We start from the raw sequence: 20,503 nt of genomic DNA on the forward strand, positions 1-20,503 counted from the left end.
ATTTCGTGTACAATTCACTGTATAGTCCTCCTTGGTCTGATTTTAGGTGTTGACACCCCTGCATCATACCAAGAGGGCTTTTTTCTTTCAAGTCCCCGAAAACCTTTCTAACAGGAATGCTCCTTTTACTTACGAAAAAATGAAGCAATCACTACTACTTACTACTATACAGGTTTTATGTTTATTTGCCAAGAAAAAAACGAATAAACGTTCGTAAATTAATGTAACATTTGTAGTAAATAATAACAGCCATATTTCGCCGTGCGCATACGAATGGCTTGTCGTCCACCGGATAACGTAAGCAAAAACGTTTTTGTTCCTTGGTCAGTTGCTATTCCAATCCATACTGTCCCTACTCGTTTCCCTTCCAACTCACTCGGTCCTGCGACGCCTGTAAAACTTATGCCGATATCGCTTCGGCAAAGTTTTCGGACGTTTTCCGCCATCAACTGCGCACATCGCTTACTGACCGCCCCCTCCGTTTGTAATATTTCTTTCGGCACTTGCAACACTTTTTCCTTTATTTCATTCGTATAACATACTACTCCTCCTGCTATGGCTGTAGAGGCGCTCGGAAGGGTAGTCATTTCTTCTAAAAACAAACCGCCTGTTAAACTTTCAGCCACAGCAAGCGTTTTGTTTTGTTCTTTTAATGTAGCTAACAATTTTCCAAATAACGTTTCATCGTTGTATCCATAAAAATAAGGGCCGACACGTGCTAAAATGTTTTGCTCCATTTCCTTAATTAAACGCTTAGCCTCCTCTTCACGCTCATGCTTTGCGGTTAAGCGAAGTGTAACTTCACCATCAGAGGCAAGCGGGGCAATCGTTGGATTTGTCTGTTTATCGATTAAATCTTCAATTTCTGTTTCTAACTGAGATTCGCCAATGTGAAAAAAACGAAGAACGAGCGATACGATTTTTTCACGAACTTGAAGTTTTTGCAATAAAAAAGGACGTCCATATTTGATGAACATCGGTTGCATTTCTTTTGGTGGCCCAGGAAGGAGCATATACGTCGTTTGATCAATAGTCAGTGCCATCCCAGGAGCCATCCCATGTTCATTTTTTAGCACGTGACATCCTTCCAACACGAGTGCCTGTTTACGGTTGTTTGGAGACATCGGACGATTCGTTTTCGAAAAATAATCACAAATCGAACGCCATGCATCTTCGTCTAAAACGAGCGATGTATTTAACACGTTTGCAATTGTTTCTTTTGTCAAATCGTCTTTTGTTGGGCCGAGTCCCCCTGTAAAAATAATTAAATTCGAGCGTTGCTTAGCCACCTCAATCGCATGTGTAAGTCTTTTAGGGTTATCACCAACAACTGTATGGTAATATACATCTACACCAATGTCCGCTAATTGTTGTGATAAAAATTGAGCATTTGTGTTTGCAATTTGTCCGAGTAAAAGTTCTGAACCGACCGCAATGATCTCCGCTTTCATCTTTCTCCCATCCCCTTTTTATTTACTTTGAATGACGAAATGCGTGTTTATTTTTCATAAAATAATCCCATCCTGACCAAATTGTAAAGACGAGCGCTACCCATAGTGAAATGTCCGCAAACGGAAACGAAAAAAGCGAAAAAGGAATGTTGTGCAAAAGAAGAGCGGCAATGGCTACAATTTGTGTCCATGTTTTAATTTTTCCAAGCATATTTGCTGCAACGACTTCTCCTTCCCCTGCGAGCACAAGCCGTAGCCCTGTTACCGCAAATTCACGGCTAATAATGACAATAACGATCCAAGCCGGTGCCAGATCTAGTTGTACGAGGGCAATTAGCGCCGCAGATACTAACAACTTATCTGCAAGGGGATCAAGAAATTTCCCCAAATTCGTCACTAGCCCATATTTTCGGGCATAGTATCCGTCCACCCAATCAGTTGTAGATGCAATAATGAAAATAAGCGCAGCAATGGCGTGTGTGATCGGTAATTGCTCCGTCCCAATTTGGATGACACCTAAATCAATGGGCGCCAACAAAAAAATAAGGAAAAAGGGGATAAGTAGCATTCGCGCAATCGTAATTTGATTCGGTATATTCACAGTTACTAACCTCCAACACTTCATCTAACATTATTGTTTTTTGTAAATAATCATAACATCCTGACGCACATGGTCGCTCGGATTAACGGGATATTCGAGCATTTGCCCGTTTATTTTCACTTCCGTATTTAATGTTTGACCGATCACTAACAACACTTCTGTTTCGTTTGTTAAGTCGAATGTTTCGGATTGATTGGCATACATCATTTTGCGTGCAAAGGCTTTCCCTTTCCCATTTTTCACTTCAATCCATGCATCGCCTTTTGTTGCAAGTTCAATGATCAACTGTTCCCCGGTTACTTCAATTGTCGACTTTCGCCCGTTCGTTTCAACTACCTTGATCATCGCTTCCGATGACTGTTCCTGTTGTTCGTTTTCTTCCTGTTTTTCTGACTGTTGTTCATTTTGTTTTTCTACTGGCTGTTCATTTGCTTGTTCGGATTGCTCAAATTCTGCCTTTTCATTAATAATTTGCTCTTTTGGCTGTTCATTCACCGCTCGATTTTGGAAGAAAAACCAAAGAACGACTGCTATCCCAACAACTAGTGCTCCGATAAGGAATTTTGGAAGTACATCAAGTACTTTTGCCCCCTGTTCTGATAGCTGTCTCGATTTTACACGAGACAACTCACCAGGGAGTTCCTCCTGTTGAGTCGTTGGAATTTCATGTGCGTATTGCTCGAACAGTTCATCAGCATGAAGACCGACAGCTTCAGCGTACTGTCGAATAAATGCCCGAACATAAAATTTCCCCGGCATAATGACATAATTCCCTTGTTCAATTGCGATCAAATATCGTTTTTGAATTTTAGTAATTTCTTGTAAATCGTCTAAACTCATATGACGTTGTTCTCTCGCTTCTTTCAAACGCTTCCCTAACTCTGTCAACGGAAACACCTTCCATCTTTAAAAATCGATATTTGAAAAACCGTCGTTACCAAAAAAAGAAGATTGATCAACGAGTTCATACGTAATTTCTTCGTCTGCTTCATGACGTAGTTCAATAATATAGTCAAAGTCATCCAACTTATACTCTGTATGCCTTACAAAAATATCCGGATGTTCAATGACTTTCGTCGCTGGTAGTCGCATGAGCTCACGAATGAGTTGCCAATGTCGTTCATTTGAGCGGCGAGTCGAAACGATTCCGTCAATAATGAATACATTGTTTTCGCTATACTCATCTTCAATGAGTTGGCTGCGAACTGTTTGTTTAATGAGCGTAGAAGAAACAAACAACCAACGCTTGTTCGCACATACGCTCGCAGCTACGATCGACTCTGTTTTCCCGACGCGTGGCATACCACGAATTCCGATCAACTTATGCCCTTCTTGTTTAAATAGCTCTGCCATAAAATCGACAAGTAAACCTAATTCATCACGAACGAAGCGAAACGTTTTTTTATCATCAGCATCTCGCTGAATGTAGCGCCCATGTCGAACTGCGAGACGATCTCGCAACCTCGGTTCACGTAATTTTGTTACCGTAATATCTTCCATCGTCGCTAAAATGGATTGGAGACGCTCAATTTGCTCGTGACTTTTACATAACAAAAGCATCCCTCTACGCGAGTCATCTACTCCATTAATTGTGACAATATTAATAGAAAGCATGCCAAGAAGCGATGCGATATCACCTAATAACCCCGGACGATTCATATGTATTTCATATTCTAAATACCATTCCTTCTTCTCCATATATACCCCTTCTCCCCTTTACATTACACGATGCGATCATATAAGCAACGCTTTGTCGAAACACGCATGTATGTTTATTTTACCATTTGAATGCGAGAATGAAAAGAATGGACGACTGTTTTTTGTGAATAGGTAAACATAGTAAAACAAGCTGGCGATCGACACCAGCTTGCCCTATTGCTCATTTATTTTGTACGAGCTTAATCATCATGTTGGCAATCGCATGTTGCTCCTGCTCATTCGCTACGTGCCACAAATCAGCAAGTACTCGTTCTTCCGGATTTTTCGGATCAACTTGCTTTGCTAAATAGTCTCCGATTTGATAAGCGATATCCGAAATAACTTGTTGGCTCATTCCTTGTTCTTCTGCTTGATGAAGACGATCTGCCAAAAAGCTTTTCCATTGCTCAAAATTATCAAGAACAGACATATGCAAACCTCCTTGAAATTCGTTTCAAGAACAGTTTGCCACACGATGCAAAAAATTATGCTCGCTTAACAATACCAACCACCATTTACCGATAAAATTTGCCCTGTAATATACGAAGCGTAATCAGAAATTAAAAATGACACCGCTTTCGCAACTTCTTCAGGCTTTCCAATTCGGCCAATTGGAATATCATCAGTTAGCGCTCTCAATTCTTCCGAAGTAAATTCAGCAAGCATAGGTGTATCAATGGCTCCAGGGGCAATGGCATTTACTCGTATACCGCTTGGAGCTACTTCTTTAGCTAACGCTTTCACAAACGTATTTTGCGCACCCTTTACCATCGAATATAATACCTCGCACGATGCACCTGTTAACCCCCAAATGGATGAAATGACGACAATTTGTCCACGACGCCGTTGAATCATAGATGGGAGTAAACGCTTTGTCAACAAAAATGGACTCGTTACATGCAACTGAACCATCTGTTTCACTTGTTCATCCGTTGTATCCGTCATTAATCCATAAACGCTCATCCCACTGTTATGGATGAGCACATCAATAGGATGAAAAAGAGAAGAAGTTAGCACATCTACCCCCGAAGAATTGGATAAATCCGCTTTGATCGCATATATGTCCGTTGATAGTTCCCTCGCTAAAGATTGAATGGACTGCTCATTTTTATAATAATGTAAATACAATCCATACCCATCTTTCGCGAGCTGGTGAGCAATCGCGCGACCGATGCCCCCGCTCGCTCCTGTAATTAACGCGTATTTCATCTCACTTCACCTTTTTTGGAACAACTTGACATACCGTAAACTGTTCTTGCACAAAACATTCGCGAGCAACTACTTTTAAGTCATTCGATGTCAATGATTGTAATGTTGCTACAACGTCAAACAAGCTCATATGATCGAACGCATAGCGGGTAAATTGATTCGCAATATATTCAAGCGAATTTAGTGAGCGTAAAAATGTCCCGATTTTTTTTCTTTTTAATCGCTCCACTTGCTCATCATCAATATCGTCAAATTGTAAAAGAATACGTTGAATTTCTTCTGCTAATCGATCAGGGTGTAAAGTGTCACCACCGATTAAACTAAACCCAAAATCGCTCTCTTCCGTATAGTCTACCATAAATGTTTCGTCAATTAATCCTTGCTGATACAACCGCTCATAGTTTAGGGAACTTTTTCCGAACAAGTAATCAAGCAACAAGCCGATGGTGCATTCATGCTTCAACTTTTCTTTCCCTTTTGTATACACATTTTTCGCTTTTATACCGACTAAACATTTTGGCGTCTGCACGTTCATTTCAATTACATGCTTTTTACGTGCAACATAGGACGGTTCTTCGTAGCGAAATCGCTCAATATCCGTTGGTGGGCGGAACGTTTTTTTCGCCTGATTTGCGCGAATTTGTTCAAGCATAGCTAATGGATCAACAGGACCGGTAACAAATAGCAGCATATTGCTCGGATGATAAAACGTTTCATAACATTCATATAATAAGTCTTTTGTAATATGTGAAATCGACTCTACCGTTCCTGCAATATCGATTTTTACAGGGTGATGGTGGTACATGCTTTCAATTGTCCCAAAATACAAGCGCCAGTCCGGATGATCATCATACATACGAATTTCTTGAGCAATGATCCCTTTTTCTTTTTCCACAGTTTGCTCTGTAAAATAAGGATCTTGAACGAAGTTAAGTAATGTTTCTACATTTTTTTCGACATCTGTTGTACTCGAGAACAAGTAGGCTGTGCGTGTAAAGGACGTGAAAGCATTCGCGGATGCCCCCTGCTTACTGAACGTTTGAAATACATCGCCATCTTCTTTTTCAAACAATTTATGCTCTAAAAAGTGGGCGATGCCGTCCGGCACTTTTTTCATACTCGTTTTTCCATATGGAGTAAAGTAGTTATCCACCGAACCGTATTTCGTTGTAAACGTTGCGTATGTTTTATTAAATTCTTTTTTCGGTAAAATGTAAACATCTAATCCGTTAGCTAACCTCTCATAAAATAATTGTTCATGTAATTGATCGTAGCGAATGACTTTCATCTTTTCTCACCGTCCTTCTCTGTTAAAAAATAAATCGTGTCTAATTCAACGTTTTCGCCTACTCGCACGATGTCCTCACGCGTCACTTTTTCGATCCCTTCTAGCCATTCATGAAATGGTCGTTGACGCGTTGCAATCACATTATGATAAGAAAGTTCAATCATTCCTCTTGCTGTGTCAATTGTTTCTAATAGCTGATTTCGAATGACCGCTTTTGTTTGGGCGATTTCCTCATCGCTAAATTGTCCGTTCCGCATCGCTTCTGCTTGAGCATGAATAATCTCAAGTGCTCGTTCATAATTGCTCGGTTCAATTCCTGCCATGACCATCATCATTCCTTGATGACTTTCGATGCGTGAAGCCGCATAATAAGCTAAGCTCGCCTTTTCACGCACATTGATGAACAATTTTGAATGTGTAAATCCCCCGAATATCCCGTTCCATACTTGCAACGCATCATAATCAGCATCGTTATACGTCGTATTTGTTTGGTAACCAAGATGTAGCTTACCTTGCTTCACATCTTGTTTTTCTACAATTTCTTGTACATTTGTTCGTTTCATTCGCGTTGGTGTTGTCGTCGAGCGCCGAGAACGAGCTTCTAGTGAAAAACGTTCAGCCACATCATGTTCTATATCATCTAACATCACATCGCCCACAACGTATAGATCGATCTCGTCATGCTTTAACATATGTTCATAATGTTTGTATAAACGTTTCGCATCGATCGAATCCACATCGTGGCGTTTACCGTGAACATCGAGCGCATAGGGCGAGCCTTTATACATTTCTTCAATGAGCCGATGCTGAGCATATCTCATTTTATCGTCAAATAACGACTGTATTTTTTGTTTTAAAGCACGCTTCTCTTGCTCAACAATTGAAACAGAAAACCCACCTTGCTCAGTAAGGGGGCGAAACAACATGTCGCTTAATAACGCCATTGCATCACGTAACAATGGAGATGTGCCACCTAAAAACTTTTCATTTGCGACATCTATCCGAATCGTAACAATATGGTGTTCACCTTTTTTCGCCAAATCAACTTGTAACGTTGCGCCGTATAACTCGTCTAAATATGTACGTAACGCTTTCATGGAAGGGTGTCTCTCTGTGGCGTTTTGTAACACATATGGAATGAGAGCGCGCATCGTTACATCTTGTTCACATAACGGTGCTTTCATTTTCAATACAAGCGTGTTTGTCTTATACTTTTTTGTTGGAATGACATGAAGACGAAGACCGCCTACTTCTTTTACTTCTTCTTGAAACATACAATCACTCCTTTTTATTTTATAGCGTCGGCATTTTTTGCCCCTCTTATCCGTTAAATAAATCGGACGATAAATACCGCTCTCCTGTATCCGGCGCCATACAGAGCACGCGTGCATCATTCGGGAGCATTCGAGCCACTTGAATCGCACAATAAGCAGCTGCACCAGCTGAAGCCCCCACTAAAATTCCTTCCTCTGCCGCTAGTCGCCTTGCCATCGTTTGCGCTTCTTCATCTTTGACAAGCAAAATGTCATCATACACTTGTTGATTTAAAATACGAGGAATAAATCCCGGACCGGTACCTGGAATTTTATGCGGCCCTGGTTGCCCACCTGAAAGGACTGGGGATCCATACGGTTCAACAACATAAATGCGTAAATGGGGAAATTTTTTTTTCAATTCCTCCCCTGTTCCGGTCACTGTCCCACCTGTTCCTGCCGTAAGCACAAACGCATCTACTCCATCTGGAAATGCTTCTATAATTTCAAGCGCGGTGCTCGTACGATGGGCATCTGGATTCGCTTGATTTTCAAACTGCATCGGAATAAAACTATTTGGAATACGTTTAGCCAATCGATATGCTTCATCGATAGCCCCCTGCATACGCAACGAAGCCGGGGTTAAGTGAACTTCTGCCCCATACGCTTTCAATAAATTGATCCGTTCTTTCGTCGCATTATCGGGCATTGTAATGATGCAGCGATATCCTTTTGCTGCACACACCATTGCTAATCCAATTCCTGTATTCCCCGATGTCGGTTCAATAATTGTGCTTTGAAAAGGGACAATTTTACCTTCCCTTTCAGCACGCTCAATCATTCGCTTAGCCGCCCGATCTTTCACACTTCCACCCGGGTTAAACGATTCAAGCTTCATATACACACTAGCCCCTGTCGAAAAAACAACACGACGGAGCTGCACAATTGGCGTGTTGCCAATTAAGTCCATAATCGACTCATACGTCCCCATATTTCCCCTTCTTTCTCGATAAATTGTTTTCCCTATTTTACTATATATCGAAATGACAATGGTGTCGAAACATTTGAAGAGATCGAAAAATTACGCTAAAATACATACGTGGGTATTTAGATCGACATACAGGAGGTGATACAATGCGAAAGTATTTTGTCCTTCTATCTATGTTTCTTTTTGCTATTAGTGGATGTGCACAAAGTGGCTTTACAAACATTTCTGTTCATGAAGCTGCGCAAATGATTCAAAAAGAAAACGTTGTTGTCCTTGATGTCCGAACAGAAGAGGAGTATGCTTCTGGTCATATTCCAGGCGCTATCTTACTCCCTTTACAACAGTTGCAAGAACGCATGAATGAACTAAAAAAAGATGAAACATATATCATTGTTTGCCGTTCAGGTAATCGCTCGGCGCAAGCGAGCCAATTGTTAGTGAAGGAAGGATTTACAAATATATACAATATGACCAGCGGCATGAACGAGTGGAAAGGTAAAGTTGAAAAATAGGAGAACCGTTCTCCTATTTTTCAAACAAAAACGATAAGCGCTGCTCCTTCTCATCCCACATGAGCGCAGCATTGAACGTGCTCTCTCCCTTTTTAAACCCTTTGATCACATTCGTTTTTCCTTCTGTTAATAATTTTTTGATGTTTGCTTGTGAAATCGATTTTCCTAACATCGTCTTCGAAATAGTAAACGAGCACTTTGTTTTTGCGTAGTTAGCACAACCATAGAATGTGCCTTTGTCAACAACTGAGCCCCCACAAAACTTACACGATCCTATAGTTTTCCCGATCGTCGTTTTTTTCTTTCTTTGGATCGATGCGGTATCCAAACCTTCAAATGACCAATGATTTGCCATTTGTACTGCATCGGTGACAATTTTCCCCGCTAGCTTTTTCACTTGTTCCATAAACACGGCAGCTGATGCTTTCGCTTCTCCAATTTCACTTAATCGTTGTTCCCATTTCGCAGTCATTTCAGGTGACGCTAAAAGATGTGGACCAACAGCCTCAATGAGTGCTTTTCCTTTATCTGTTGCATATACTTGATTGTTTTTTATTTCGATATATTGCCGTTGTTTTAACGTTGTAATAATAGATGCACGGGTTGCCTCAGTTCCAAGCCCCTCTGTTTTAGCTAGCACCTTTTCCAATTGTTCGTCATCTAAAAATTTCCCCGCTGTCTTCATTAGCGTAATTAATTCCCCTTCTGTATACCGCTTCGGCGGCTGCGTTTTTCCTTCTTTCCCGTACACATCATATACTGTTCCTTTTTCACCTTTTTTTATATTTGGCAGCGGTTGCACATCATCCTCCTCTTTTACGATCATTACTGTCCGCCATCCAGCTTGAATTTGCTCTTTTCCTTTAGAAATAAAGCGCGCCCGTCCATCCACAACCGTTACGATTGACGTATAGCCAACGACTGCCTCGGCACAATGCGCGGCAATCAATCGTCGAACGACAAGATCGTAAATGTTTCGCTCATCACGGCTAAGTTTCATGAGGTCAGGCACTTGTTCCGTCGGAATAATAGCATAGTGATCGGTCACTTTCTTTTCGTTTACATAACGTTTATTATGTAAAATTGATTCGTGAACTAACGGGAAATATGATGCATACTCTTCCTTTTGCTCAAGCTGTTTTAAAATATAAGGAAAAGTTTCCGCCTCCCCCTTCGTCACGTATTGTGAGTCGGAGCGTGGATACGATACATATCCTTTTTGATATAGCTTTTGTAATATATCAAGCGTCTTCTGTGGGGAATATTTAAATCGCTTGTTCGCAGTTGCTTGCAACGTCGATAAGTTAAACAAAAGCGGTGGCAAAAATGTTTTTTGTTCATACGTAACTTCGTCCACTTCTACTTGTTTTTTTCTGCAAAATGCGATAACTTTTTCGGCCAGTTGTTGATCGTGTATACGCGTTTCATTTTCATGCCACCACTTTCCTTCATATTGCTTTCCATTCACATCGAATGTGGCAATGACTTCCCAAAACGGCTTTGATTGAAATTGCTCAATTTCTTTTTCTCTTCTCACAATTAAAGCGAGTGTTGGCGTTTGCACACGTCCAACGGAGAACACGTCATTCATCCCTTTTTGCTTTAATAAAATGGTATACACTCTCGATGCGTTCATGCCAACAAGCCAATCTGCACACGTTCGTGCATACGCCTCTTCATATAAAGGACGGGTTTGCTTTTCGTCTAGTAGCTGACGAAATCCTTGTTCAATCGCCTTTGGTGTTAACGATGAAATCCAAAGACGCTTGATCGGTTTTTTTACACCGCTCATATAAATGATGTTTCGAATAATTAATTCCCCTTCTCGCCCAGCATCACCAGCATGAATAATTTCAGTCACTTCCGGCTTATGAAGCAATTGCTTAATCGTTTGAAATTGTTTCGCTTTTTTACGATCAATCTCATATTGAAAACGATTCGGAATAATCGGTAACGTATCGAGCGTCCATCGTTTCCAACTTGCTTCATACTTTTCTGGGGAGGCTAATTCAAATAAATGTCCAACAGCCCATGTCATATAAGCCCCTTTCGGAAACAACTCATTTGGTAAAATTTCGATGTATCCATCTCTTTTTTTTGTTCGAAAAATCGACGCAAGTGTCATTCCTTGATCAGGCTTTTCTGCAATAATCACTTTCATTTTTTTCACCCCTTGACGAAAAGAAACCTGCTCAGCTAGCGAGCAGGTTATTTGGCAGCTTCTGTTATGCGCATGATGAGTGACTGGACAATTGAAAAACATCCACCAACAACCCAATATAGTGATAGAGCTGCAGGGACAGAACTCGCTCCCATGGAAAATACATGACCGAGCATAAGCAATAGTTTTGACATCGGATAAACAAAATAATGATCCCATACACCTTGACTATGTTCTGTAATCGGTACATTTCGATTACATGCACTTAATATTACAACAAAAAACGAAAACATCCATTTTTTCACGATTTTATGCCTCCTTGTTTGTAATCATAAGCAAACAAGGAGGCACCTTCCTTCTTCATCGCTAGCATGCGACTGCTCATTTATCGGAATCTTCCGCTGTCGAAACGTAACAAATCGCATACACAGCGGCATATCATACACATCACTTGCCATTACAACACCGCTTGCATCGTGAGCGATGAAACGCTGAACGAAGAAAGGATGCTTCGCTTGACGCGTCACGTAACACGTCATAACGACAATAAAAACGCTAAAAAGCGATACATACGTAAACAGATCCAACGGGAACTCAATAAACATGCCCGAAACTCCCCTTCCGCTACCATTATAACACGGAAATGAGCAATTTACATACGCGAACGGAAATGAGCATTAATTTGTCCCTTTCTCATCGTTTCACGAATTTCTTTCATCATTTCATAGCGAATTTCTTTCGTTTGCACCCCCTCCTCACGTTTGTTGGCGATCTCAACGAGCCATTCGACGTCGGCAAAAGAATATTTCCTCGTTCCCTTTGATCGATCTGGAAAAATGAGTTGGCGTTCTTCATAATAACGAATTTGCCGCGGCGACAACCCTGTTAATTCGCTCACAATACCAATTGAAATAACTTTTTTATATTTATATGAATCCATTTAACCCTCTCCTCAATGTAATTATTTATAACATAATCATACACAATCCTAGCAAAATTTACGCGATTTTTGTTATAAATTTTAACAAAACAAATAACCTGTGTTATAAAATATAACAAAAACGATGAAGAAAATAACAAAAATGACTACAATGGTAGTTAAATAACATACACAGGAGGATGGAAAATGGGTACTCTTTTACAAACTACGATGAAACAGAAGCAATTTTATATTGATAAGCTAACTAAGGGAGGAAAGTTTGAGCTTCATCCATTACACTACTGGACCGTAGCTGAACTTCGAAAACAATATGAACGATATCGGGGGGAGATAAAAAATGGAGAAAAAAATCATGGACTTAGCGAAACAGATTATTGAGCTCGATTTACGGCGCGATGAGATGTTTGAACAACTTCTCGAACTGCTTGGTGATCGTGCGTATGAAATATTGCGATATATGCAAAACAAGTATTAAAGGCTCTTGTCACCGTCAAGAGCCTTTAGTACTCATACACATACGGTTGTTCTGGCATGTTAACAATAGTTACTTTCGGGTTAGTAATGATGGGAATGATCCATTGCTTGTATTTCGCTTCATCAATTACTCCCTCAACTTTCACCCATGTATCGTTTTCCCATGTTGCTGCATCGTCTGCTCTTACCAATATCCCATAAACTGTTGCATCAGCAACACAACAAGTTACTCCATAGCGAGCAACTACAAATTCATTTGGGGCAAAATCGCGTTCCCTGAATACGAAACCTGTAATCTCAATTCTTTTTCCAATCACCGCATCAATTTGTTCACTGATGAAGTTTAATGTAGAGATATATTGATCGTCATTTACAACAATTATTGACTTATCTAACAAATCTTTGTTTAGCTCCTTTTCCTTTTGAACCTCTGTAGTGATCCCATCTTGTATAATATTTTCTATTTGCTTATCAATATTATCCATGTATTCATCTGGGTTTTCTAAAAACTCTTGAACGAGCTGCTTCTCTTTACCTCCTAACTGCACACCGCGTTTAGCTGCCAACGAGCTATCTAGTACATGATTCGAGAACATAAAGCCGATCAGTAATGGGATAAAAAACAATCCATACACTCGCACACTTTGACCGATTGTCTTCGGTACATGATGCTCACCTTCACAATGATGGCAACAATGGGACTCTTCTTTTCTCCATATTTGTACACCCCCGAGGAATAAGAGTGTAAATGTGACGAAATACATAAAAGGAAACATTTTAGGTGCAATATAGTTTGTTATATTTCCGCTCACTAACAATTTAATAAATAGTAAAGCATAACCACACAGTAAAACCCCTCGAATCATCATTCCCCTCCTCATACGACAAGCTGAAATATATACACACTGACATATACAACAATCGTCACTATACTGATAAATATAACAACAAACATTAAGCGAAAATAAGCTAGCATCATTAACGTATTTTTAAAATCAATCATAGGCCCATACACTAGAAACGCTAACAGAGATGCCGGCGTAAATGTTGATGTAAACGAAGCAGCAACAAATGCATCTGCTTCTGAGCAGATCGAAAGCACATAGGCAAGGGCCATCATCAAAGCTGGTGCAAGCACTTCATGTTGTCCAATTTCTACTAGTATTTCCCGATTAATGGCCACTTGAAAAAAGCTAGCGACAAATGCACCGATGATTAAGTAGCGACCAACATCAAAAAATTCATCAACTGCATGAATTAAAGTTGCAGTTAATCGATGATTAGTATGGTGGTCATGTGAGTGCTTCATTGGCTTTAACGGTAGGCGATGTCGGAAAATAACATACATGATGAAACCGATAATAAGCGACACGACAAATGCAACTCCCATTCTTCCATAAACGATATTCATATTGGATGAAAACGCATAGTACGTAGACGCAAAAACAACAGGATTTAAAATTGGTGCCGTGACCATGATAACTACTCCAACATGAAGTGGCATTCCTTTTGCAATAAGGCGACGAACAACTGGGATGATTGCACATTCGCAAATAGGTAGCAATGCGCCAACGACTGCCGCAGGAACAAGCGAAACAACCGGATGTTGTGGAATGCATTTTTGTACGGTCTGCTCTGAAACAAACGTCTGAATGAGTGCAGAAGCAAAAACACCTAACAAAATAAACGGAATAGCTTCTAACAAAATACTTAAGAAGATAGTTCCAACTTGCAAAGCAGGCGTTGGAATACTAACACTTGTAACGAAGAAATCCCCAAGTAAAAATAAACTAATTATAACTATAAAAAATATGAATGCCCCGAAATCACGACTTCTCTGAACAATATTTTCCATTTGTAACCCCCGAAAAAGTAATGATTCTTATTTTCTTTATATGCTTGTCTATCTTTTAACATACAACTTTTTTTCTTGTCAAACGAAAATAAAAACCCGAACAGATGAGAATCCGTTCAGGTTATCGAAACACACGCACTTGCTTATTCACAGAAATCGTAATTTCTCCTTCACCAATTTGCTCACCGTCAGCGTGCACAGGAAGACGCATATGACTACGAATATAAATATGTTTCCCCTGAAACGTATGTACTTCCTTCATTTTAATGTGACCGCCCCAAAAAACCGTCACAAATAATGCGAGCAATTTTAATCTCGACACATCATTTACAACGACCACGTCAAACTGCTGGTCATTTGGCTGCGCAAATGGAGCGATTTTCATTCCTCCCCCATAGTATGGGTGATTCGCAACGGTGACAAGCCATGCTTTTGAAAACGTATATTGCCTTTGATCAACAGTCACTCTTACAGCTGTCGGTTCATATGTAAATAATTCTTTCAATAAATAAAACATATAGACAAAATTTCCTAAATATAAGCGATTTAAAATATGTTTCCATTTGGACGCATTTACCTTCCGTGAAATATGTGCATCAAATCCACAACCGACATTATTAACAAAAACACCTTGCTTGGCTCCTTTGAACGTTCCGATGTCATACACATCTACATGCCCGTCCTTAACACTCGACAACATATAGCTAAGAGCCTCGCTCCATTTTATTGGAATTTGTGTCCCACGAGCAAAATCATTTCCTGTCCCGGCGGGCATATACCCTACAGTCACATGGCTGTACATGGCCACCCCATTCATGACTTCGTGAATTGTCCCGTCCCCACCGACCGCAATGAATGCAATCGGTTCATTTGTTTGTTCTGCTATTTGTTGTGCTAATTTCGCTCCGTCTCCTTGTTTTTGTGTGAACACAACACGATAACAAATATGCTGCTGTTGAAGCATCCGCTCAATTTTATTCCATATTTTTTTACACTTTCCATTTTTAGCTGAAGGATTGACAATAAAATATAGTTTCAAACTTTCTCCCCCATTCCCTATCTTCTCCTTTCCTTTCATTCTATCATGGCATATCGATAGATAACATCAATCTTTTCCCTTGACATAATTTTTGAAGCCTTATACAATTAAAAACAAATTATCGCACCGAGTGATTGATAGCCAAGCAGTTCCATTGTTTTACCTTAGCGCTTTTGACGTGGTGACATGGCGAAAGCGAAAGGGCAAACGTTGAAACTGTTTAGGCTAAAGATACATCGGTATGTTTCACATGGTGTATACGTGAAGCATGCCGATTTTCGTTTCTAAAGGGGGATTCGTATGAGAACAAAAGGGGAACTAGAAGATCAAATTAGTCGCGCCCTTACTCAATGGGAGAAGGAATATTTAGGCCGCGGTCCACTCTCCGTCAAAACGGATATTTTACGAAACATGGTTATTGTACAGTTGCGCGGTATTTTAACTCCTGCCGAAAAAGCATTGTGTGAAACAAAAGAAGGAATGTTGTCTATTAAACGCATTCGTGCCGATTTAATTGAATCAGGTAGCGAGCAATTGAAAGAGCTCATTTATGGGCTAACAAATAAACAAGTCGCAAGCATGCATACCGATATTAGTACGAAAACAGGGGAACGAATCATTGTGTTTCTATTACAGGAACCAGTCGATACACAAGGTTGATCTTTTAAGGGCCTTTTACGGTCAGTAAAAGATAAGCCGGAAATATTTTTCGATCCGATCGAAAAATGTTTCCGGCTTTTTTGTTGAATATAAAAAAGAATACAAAAGGAGAGGAACGTTATGCAAGAAATGATTATCAACAATTTAACGTCACCAGCCATCTTATTTTTTCTTCTTGGCATTATTGCTGCTCTCGTCAAATCGGATTTAAAGTTGCCAACAGGATTAAATGAATCGTTAAGCATTTATTTATTAATCGCCATCGGTATGAAAGGTGGCATTGAACTTTCGGAACATGCTTTTCATGAGCTCGTTCGTCCGTTAGTTGGAACGTTATCGCTCGGCATCATTATCCCAATCGTTACGTTTGGTGTATGTCGTCGCCTTGGCATTGATCGGAAAAATGCTACCGGTATTGCAGCGACGTACGGATCGGTTAGTATCGTTACATTTGGTGCTGCACTTGCTTTTGTCGAACAAGCAAACATCCCTTACGAAAGCTATATGAACGCATTTGTCGTCTTATTAGAAAGTCCTGCGATTATTGTATCGCTTGTCATATTGAAATTGTTAGAAAGTCGCTCATATAAACAAGAAATGGTATATCGCTTCTCTGCTACATCTGTGTATGGACCAATCATTAAAGAAGGGTTATTTGGAAAAAGCGTCTTTTTAATGGTCGGCAGCCTTCTCGTCGGGCTCATTGGCGGAGATCGGGCCCTTACCATTGTAAAACCTTTATTTATTGATTTATATCCGAGCATTCTTGTTCTCTTTTTACTCGGAATGGGGTTAACAGCCGGAAATCAACTTGCGGCCGTGCGCAAATACGGGCTCAAATTGCTTGCCTTAGGCATTCTTCTCCCCCCTGTATATGGCTTTTTAGGCGTTGTGATCGGCTATTATTCTGGTCTATCTTTTGGTGGAACGATTTTACTTAGCGTACTTGCCGCCAGTGCCTCATACATTGCAGCTCCAGCTGCGATGCGCGCATCCGTTCCAGAAGCAAACCCTGCTATTTATCTCGGCATGGCGCTCGGGCTCACCTTCCCATTTAACTTAACAATCGGCATGCCCTTATATTATGAAATGGCAAAATGGTTTTATTAAAAGGCAAGGGAAGACCCTTGCTTTTTTCATGTCCTATGTTATCGTAATGATACAGTATCACGAAAAGGAAAGGTGTAAACGATGAATCGTTATATCGTCATTGGCGGTGGAATTGTTGGCTCCTCTGTTGCCTTTCACTTAGCAAAAGAAAAAGCAAACGTCATTTTAATCGACCGTGAAGATCAAGGTCGAGCAACTGATGCTGCGGCGGGAATAATTTGTCCATGGACATCGCAACGCAGAAACAAAAAATGGTATGCCCTTGCAAAAGGAGGAGCAGCATTTTACCCTTATCTCATTGAACAATTGCAAGCGTACGGTCATCAAACAGGATACAAACGTGTCGGGGCCATTTGTTTACATTATGATTCCGACAAGTTGCAAAGTATGGAAGAACGCGTGTACAAACGACGTGAAGAGGCCCCTGAAATCGGAGAGGTTACGCGTTTGTCTTCGGAGGAAGTCATAACGCGCTTTCCCGTATTAAGCGATGGGTACGAGGCGATATATGTAAGCGGTGCTGCCCGAGTGGATGGGCGTGCGTTAAAACGTGCTCTTATTCATGCTGCCATTCAACTAGGAACAACATATGTAAAGGGAAGCGCGACCCTTTTGCATAAAAATGGACGGGTCATTGGCGCTACAGTTGAGAATGAACGTTATGAAGCAGATGGGGTTATTGTCGCCGCAGGGGTTTGGGCAAAGCCGTTACTTTTGCCACTAGGTATTGATTTTCTCATCATACCACAGCGAGCGCAAATCGTTCATCTAAAACACAATGAACAACATACCGATCATTGGCCGGTCGTCATGCCACCAAATAATCAATATTTACTGGCCTTTCCAAAAGGAAAAATCGTTGTTGGAGCGACGCATGAAGACGACGTCGGGATCGATTGTCGCGTGACTGCTGGCGGCTTGTACGAAGTATTGCATAAAGCATTGACCATCGCACCTTACCTATCCGATTGGACGCACACTGAAACGCGTGTTGGCTTCCGACCCCATGCGCCAAACTTTTTACCTATATTCGGTGCCGTACCGCATATCGAAGGTCTTTACGTGGCAAACGGTCTTGGCGCATCCGGATTAACCGCAGGACCATATGTTGGTGCCGAACTTGCGAAAATGATTCTCGGACAATCTACCACATTACAACAAAGCGACTACGATGTTGCCCAAGCGATTCAATTTCTTTGATGAATGCATATACAAAAAAACGGAGGTTCGTTCATGAACAAATGGGCGTTTGTTTCTGATTTTGACGGGACGATTTCGCATAAAGACTTTTACTGGATTGTTATTGAAAAATATTTTCCTGAAGGTGAACAATTATTTCAACAATGGCGTGCTGGAAAGATAAAAGATATCGACTTTTTAAGCACCGTATTTACATCCATTCATCAAGATGAAAAACAAATCATTGAAGATATTCATCACATTCCAATTGATGAAACTGTCTTACCTTTTATTAAACACGTCCAGCGAAGTGGTGGAGATTTTTATGTGCTGAGCGCGGGGACGGACTACTACATTCGCCATATTTTAAAAAAGTACGATATAAACGGCGTTGATGTCTTTTCTAATGAAGGATATTATCATGACAAAAATATTCATGTGCGCATCGATCCGAATCATATTCATTATTCGGAACGATACGGCATTGATAAGTCAAGCGTCGTTCGTACGTTAAAGCAAACGTATGAAACCGTCTATTTTATCGGCGATAGCGAACCAGATGTCCATGCAGCAAAAGTAGCTGATGTCACGTTTGCCAAAGGGGCGTTACAATCGCTGTTATGCGAGCACCATATCCCTTTCATCCCTGTCGATACGTTTGCTGATGTTGAACGTCATTTACGAGAAAAAGGAGTGTTAACATGAACATTCCGATTCCGTCCATTCTTGAAATTGGCGAAGGTGTCGTTTGGCGTATGGACGATATAGTGCGAACGTACCGCTTTTCCAAAGCTGTCATGCTATTTGACGACTTTACTTATCGAACGTATGAACAAGACATGAAACAGGCGATTTCCTCCGTCCCTGTGCACACCGTTTGTTTACCACCTCAACTTGACATTGTCGACATTATGAAAAAAGCATTTGAACTTCCCCATTGTGATGTGATGATTGCGATGGGAGGAGGAGCGGTCATCGACTGCGGCAAGTATATGGCGTTTTTACGACAAGTGCCGTTTATTAGCATTCCGACATCCGCATCAAATGACGGTTTCGCAAGCACCAACTGTTCGTTGCTTGTCAACGGTAAAAAAACAACCGTTCCTGCCAAAGTACCATTTGGCATTTTAGCTGACTTAAATATCATTCAGCAAGCTCCTGAACGATTTATTTTGGCAGGCATCGGTGATTTAATGTCGAATATTACGGCGTTCTTCATAATAAGGCTAGATATCATTGAATGAGTTTGCTAAACAAAAGCTTTTCTGCTAAAGGTGATACAGAGGAAATGAAGCAGATAGATGGAAGGAAAGATGGCACGCTTACTCGGGGAGGTCTGATGGATACGCGAAGTACGCTTCATAACCTAAAGTAGCTGAACATCAGAAGTCAGCAGAGGTCGTCGTACGAATCGGTCTAGAACGATTCAATCAAGAGAAAATAACCCTTGTCATTCAATCTGGTGATTACAGAAAATGCAGTACCTCCCAAGAGAAAGGAAACGATGAATGCCGTGGGATGGAATCTCTAATGTTATTTTAGATTATACACAACGAATAGATAAATAATCAGCCACATTATAGAGTAAGTTGAAATATTTTCCGGTGAACAAGAGCATACACAGGCGAAACATGTACCTGCGTTTCTATTAGACGCTAAACAAGTGGTCGAATAATATGGTGGCTTTCTGCTTGGAAAAGAAACAAAACGTTGGAATCGCATGTATGATCGCATACTCGCGAAAGCCAAACATCAGTTGGAAGGGATGACGCCGTTGTCGAAAAAAGTGCTCTCATTGATTCAGAGACTTCAAAATCGAAAGGAAAAAGCGTTGCGCTTTTTTGAGTGAAACCCACGTTCCCTTTGACAACAACCAAGGCGAACGAGATCTTTGTATGTTCAAAGTTAAATAGAACATCTCAGGAATGTTCGTTCGCCCAGTTGTTTTGTATCGCAAAAAGCATCATTTCTACACTTACGAAACACGAAAAAAACGTGTGGGACTCGTTGTGTCTTCTGTTGGCAGGCGAAACGATCGATCGAGTTCTTTCCGCTACCTAGGGCATTTTCTATGACCGAAATGCC

Annotated in this window: 22 protein-coding genes and 2 pseudogenes; 8 read left to right on the forward strand and 16 right to left on the reverse strand. The window is 40.7% G+C overall.

Annotation, left to right across the window (positions count from 1 at the left end; all coding sequences use genetic code 11):
• Nucleotides 1-218: 218 nt before the first annotated feature.
• From K1I44_RS13440 to cysK, 9 genes are all read right to left on the reverse strand, one after another.
• Nucleotides 219-1,451, reverse strand: coding sequence for a competence/damage-inducible protein A (locus K1I44_RS13440; protein ID WP_219986441.1), 1,233 nt, complete (start codon nucleotides 1,449-1,451; stop codon nucleotides 219-221).
• A gap of 22 nt (nucleotides 1,452-1,473) precedes the next feature.
• The gene (gene pgsA, locus K1I44_RS13445) at nucleotides 1,474-2,052 is read right to left on the reverse strand and encodes a CDP-diacylglycerol--glycerol-3-phosphate 3-phosphatidyltransferase (RefSeq protein ID WP_003398153.1); all 579 of its coding nucleotides are present in this window, start codon (nucleotides 2,050-2,052) and stop codon (nucleotides 1,474-1,476) included.
• A gap of 30 nt (nucleotides 2,053-2,082) precedes the next feature.
• Nucleotides 2,083-2,940, reverse strand: coding sequence for a helix-turn-helix domain-containing protein (locus K1I44_RS13450; RefSeq protein ID WP_255573433.1), 858 nt, complete (start codon nucleotides 2,938-2,940; stop codon nucleotides 2,083-2,085).
• A gap of 18 nt (nucleotides 2,941-2,958) precedes the next feature.
• Entirely contained in the window at nucleotides 2,959-3,750 is a 792-nt protein-coding gene (locus K1I44_RS13455; protein WP_003398155.1) for a DUF3388 domain-containing protein, read from the reverse strand.
• A 181-nt stretch (nucleotides 3,751-3,931) separates the two neighbouring features.
• A complete protein-coding gene (locus tag K1I44_RS13460) occupies nucleotides 3,932-4,180 on the reverse strand; it encodes a DUF3243 domain-containing protein (protein ID WP_003398156.1) in 249 nt (82 codons plus the stop codon).
• A gap of 65 nt (nucleotides 4,181-4,245) precedes the next feature.
• Complete coding sequence (gene ymfI, locus K1I44_RS13465) at nucleotides 4,246-4,959, reverse strand: elongation factor P 5-aminopentanone reductase (protein WP_219986443.1); 714 nt, start codon at nucleotides 4,957-4,959, stop codon at nucleotides 4,246-4,248.
• Nucleotide 4,960: 1 nt separating this feature from the next.
• Nucleotides 4,961-6,247, reverse strand: coding sequence for an EF-P 5-aminopentanol modification-associated protein YfmH (gene yfmH, locus K1I44_RS13470; RefSeq protein ID WP_003398159.1), 1,287 nt, complete (start codon nucleotides 6,245-6,247; stop codon nucleotides 4,961-4,963).
• A complete protein-coding gene (gene yfmF / locus K1I44_RS13475; protein ID WP_219986444.1) occupies nucleotides 6,244-7,521 on the reverse strand; it encodes an EF-P 5-aminopentanol modification-associated protein YfmF in 1,278 nt (425 codons plus the stop codon). The genes yfmH and yfmF overlap by 4 nt, the downstream gene beginning before the upstream one ends.
• Before the next feature lie 46 nt (nucleotides 7,522-7,567).
• A complete protein-coding gene (gene cysK, locus K1I44_RS13480; RefSeq protein WP_219986445.1) occupies nucleotides 7,568-8,491 on the reverse strand; it encodes a cysteine synthase A in 924 nt (307 codons plus the stop codon).
• 143 nt (nucleotides 8,492-8,634) lie between these two features.
• Between cysK and K1I44_RS13485 the strand changes: the two genes are divergently transcribed.
• Nucleotides 8,635-9,000, forward strand: a complete 366-nt coding sequence (locus K1I44_RS13485) for a rhodanese-like domain-containing protein (protein WP_219986446.1) — start codon at nucleotides 8,635-8,637, stop codon at nucleotides 8,998-9,000.
• 13 nt (nucleotides 9,001-9,013) lie between these two features.
• On the opposite strand, the gene K1I44_RS13490 is transcribed toward K1I44_RS13485, so the two are convergent.
• The 4 genes from K1I44_RS13490 to K1I44_RS13505 are packed head-to-tail and all read right to left on the reverse strand — an operon-like array spanning nucleotide 9,014 to nucleotide 12,101.
• Entirely contained in the window at nucleotides 9,014-11,161 is a 2,148-nt protein-coding gene (locus K1I44_RS13490) for a DNA topoisomerase III (protein ID WP_219986447.1), read from the reverse strand.
• Between the two features lie 47 nt (nucleotides 11,162-11,208).
• Nucleotides 11,209-11,466 (reverse strand): hypothetical protein, encoded by a 258-nt coding sequence (locus K1I44_RS13495; protein WP_219986448.1) that lies wholly within the window; start codon nucleotides 11,464-11,466, stop codon nucleotides 11,209-11,211.
• A 24-nt stretch (nucleotides 11,467-11,490) separates the two neighbouring features.
• A complete protein-coding gene (locus tag K1I44_RS13500; protein ID WP_219986449.1) occupies nucleotides 11,491-11,766 on the reverse strand; it encodes a hypothetical protein in 276 nt (91 codons plus the stop codon).
• Nucleotides 11,767-11,813: 47 nt separating this feature from the next.
• Complete coding sequence (locus K1I44_RS13505; RefSeq protein WP_219986450.1) at nucleotides 11,814-12,101, reverse strand: MerR family transcriptional regulator; 288 nt, start codon at nucleotides 12,099-12,101, stop codon at nucleotides 11,814-11,816.
• A 337-nt stretch (nucleotides 12,102-12,438) separates the two neighbouring features.
• Here K1I44_RS13505 and K1I44_RS13510 point away from each other — a divergent pair, with 337 nt between their 5' ends.
• Nucleotides 12,439-12,576, forward strand: coding sequence for a hypothetical protein (locus K1I44_RS13510; protein WP_003398171.1), 138 nt, complete (start codon nucleotides 12,439-12,441; stop codon nucleotides 12,574-12,576).
• A 25-nt stretch (nucleotides 12,577-12,601) separates the two neighbouring features.
• Here K1I44_RS13510 and K1I44_RS13515 read toward each other — a convergent pair whose 3' ends face one another.
• The 3 genes from K1I44_RS13515 to K1I44_RS13525 all read right to left on the reverse strand — a co-directional run bounded on the left by K1I44_RS13515 (nucleotide 12,602) and on the right by K1I44_RS13525 (nucleotide 15,469).
• On the reverse strand, nucleotides 12,602-13,441 hold the full coding sequence (locus K1I44_RS13515) for a TIGR03943 family putative permease subunit (RefSeq protein ID WP_219986451.1): 840 nt from the start codon (nucleotides 13,439-13,441) through the stop codon (nucleotides 12,602-12,604).
• A gap of 11 nt (nucleotides 13,442-13,452) precedes the next feature.
• Nucleotides 13,453-14,430 carry a permease gene (locus K1I44_RS13520; RefSeq protein WP_219986452.1) on the reverse strand — a complete coding sequence of 326 codons (978 nt, stop codon included), beginning with the start codon at nucleotides 14,428-14,430 and terminating at the stop codon, nucleotides 13,453-13,455.
• A gap of 121 nt (nucleotides 14,431-14,551) precedes the next feature.
• Nucleotides 14,552-15,469 (reverse strand): diacylglycerol/lipid kinase family protein, encoded by a 918-nt coding sequence (locus K1I44_RS13525; RefSeq protein ID WP_219986453.1) that lies wholly within the window; start codon nucleotides 15,467-15,469, stop codon nucleotides 14,552-14,554.
• A 300-nt stretch (nucleotides 15,470-15,769) separates the two neighbouring features.
• On the opposite strand from K1I44_RS13525, the gene K1I44_RS13530 reads away from it, so the two are divergent.
• The 6 genes and pseudogenes from K1I44_RS13530 to K1I44_RS15425 all read left to right on the forward strand — a co-directional run.
• A complete protein-coding gene (locus K1I44_RS13530; RefSeq protein ID WP_003398177.1) occupies nucleotides 15,770-16,129 on the forward strand; it encodes a Na-translocating system protein MpsC family protein in 360 nt (119 codons plus the stop codon).
• Nucleotides 16,130-16,249: 120 nt separating this feature from the next.
• Nucleotides 16,250-17,239, forward strand: a complete 990-nt coding sequence (locus K1I44_RS13535) for a sodium-dependent bicarbonate transport family permease (RefSeq protein WP_219986454.1) — start codon at nucleotides 16,250-16,252, stop codon at nucleotides 17,237-17,239.
• Between the two features lie 81 nt (nucleotides 17,240-17,320).
• Entirely contained in the window at nucleotides 17,321-18,439 is a 1,119-nt protein-coding gene (locus K1I44_RS13540; protein ID WP_219986455.1) for an NAD(P)/FAD-dependent oxidoreductase, read from the forward strand.
• 33 nt (nucleotides 18,440-18,472) lie between these two features.
• Entirely contained in the window at nucleotides 18,473-19,123 is a 651-nt protein-coding gene (locus K1I44_RS13545) for an MtnX-like HAD-IB family phosphatase (RefSeq protein WP_219986456.1), read from the forward strand.
• A pseudogene (locus K1I44_RS13550) lies at nucleotides 19,120-19,635 on the forward strand (iron-containing alcohol dehydrogenase); the annotation flags it as partial. The gene K1I44_RS13545 and the pseudogene K1I44_RS13550, both read left to right, overlap by 4 nt.
• A 389-nt stretch (nucleotides 19,636-20,024) precedes the next feature.
• A pseudogene (locus K1I44_RS15425) lies at nucleotides 20,025-20,479 on the forward strand (IS66 family transposase); the annotation flags it as partial.
• Between the last annotated feature and the right edge of the window lie 24 nt (nucleotides 20,480-20,503).

Source organism: Anoxybacillus sp. ST4, from assembly GCF_019448545.1.
GTDB lineage: Bacteria > Bacillota > Bacilli > Bacillales > Anoxybacillaceae > Anoxybacillus > Anoxybacillus pushchinoensis.

What these genes read in the sequence shown, in the direction of transcription:
- K1I44_RS13455 (WP_003398155.1), bottom strand. Translation starts at nt 3,750, where the DNA reads ATGGAGAAGAAGGAATGGTATTTAGAATATGAAATACATATGAATCGT.
- K1I44_RS13545 (WP_219986456.1), top strand. Translation starts at nt 18,473, where the DNA reads ATGAACAAATGGGCGTTTGTTTCTGATTTTGACGGGACGATTTCGCAT.
- K1I44_RS13505 (WP_219986450.1), bottom strand. Translation starts at nt 12,101, where the DNA reads ATGGATTCATATAAATATAAAAAAGTTATTTCAATTGGTATTGTGAGC.
- K1I44_RS13540 (WP_219986455.1), top strand. Translation starts at nt 17,321, where the DNA reads ATGAATCGTTATATCGTCATTGGCGGTGGAATTGTTGGCTCCTCTGTT.
- K1I44_RS13500 (WP_219986449.1), bottom strand. Translation starts at nt 11,766, where the DNA reads ATGTTTATTGAGTTCCCGTTGGATCTGTTTACGTATGTATCGCTTTTT.
- yfmF (WP_219986444.1), bottom strand. Translation starts at nt 7,521, where the DNA reads ATGTTTCAAGAAGAAGTAAAAGAAGTAGGCGGTCTTCGTCTTCATGTC.
- K1I44_RS13510 (WP_003398171.1), top strand. Translation starts at nt 12,439, where the DNA reads ATGGAGAAAAAAATCATGGACTTAGCGAAACAGATTATTGAGCTCGAT.
- ymfI (WP_219986443.1), bottom strand. Translation starts at nt 4,959, where the DNA reads ATGAAATACGCGTTAATTACAGGAGCGAGCGGGGGCATCGGTCGCGCG.
- K1I44_RS13520 (WP_219986452.1), bottom strand. Translation starts at nt 14,430, where the DNA reads ATGGAAAATATTGTTCAGAGAAGTCGTGATTTCGGGGCATTCATATTT.
- K1I44_RS13515 (WP_219986451.1), bottom strand. Translation starts at nt 13,441, where the DNA reads ATGATTCGAGGGGTTTTACTGTGTGGTTATGCTTTACTATTTATTAAA.
- cysK (WP_219986445.1), bottom strand. Translation starts at nt 8,491, where the DNA reads ATGGGGACGTATGAGTCGATTATGGACTTAATTGGCAACACGCCAATT.
- yfmH (WP_003398159.1), bottom strand. Translation starts at nt 6,247, where the DNA reads ATGAAAGTCATTCGCTACGATCAATTACATGAACAATTATTTTATGAG.
- K1I44_RS13485 (WP_219986446.1), top strand. Translation starts at nt 8,635, where the DNA reads ATGCGAAAGTATTTTGTCCTTCTATCTATGTTTCTTTTTGCTATTAGT.
- K1I44_RS13535 (WP_219986454.1), top strand. Translation starts at nt 16,250, where the DNA reads ATGCAAGAAATGATTATCAACAATTTAACGTCACCAGCCATCTTATTT.
- K1I44_RS13530 (WP_003398177.1), top strand. Translation starts at nt 15,770, where the DNA reads ATGAGAACAAAAGGGGAACTAGAAGATCAAATTAGTCGCGCCCTTACT.
- K1I44_RS13460 (WP_003398156.1), bottom strand. Translation starts at nt 4,180, where the DNA reads ATGTCTGTTCTTGATAATTTTGAGCAATGGAAAAGCTTTTTGGCAGAT.
- K1I44_RS13490 (WP_219986447.1), bottom strand. Translation starts at nt 11,161, where the DNA reads ATGAAAGTGATTATTGCAGAAAAGCCTGATCAAGGAATGACACTTGCG.
- K1I44_RS13440 (WP_219986441.1), bottom strand. Translation starts at nt 1,451, where the DNA reads ATGAAAGCGGAGATCATTGCGGTCGGTTCAGAACTTTTACTCGGACAA.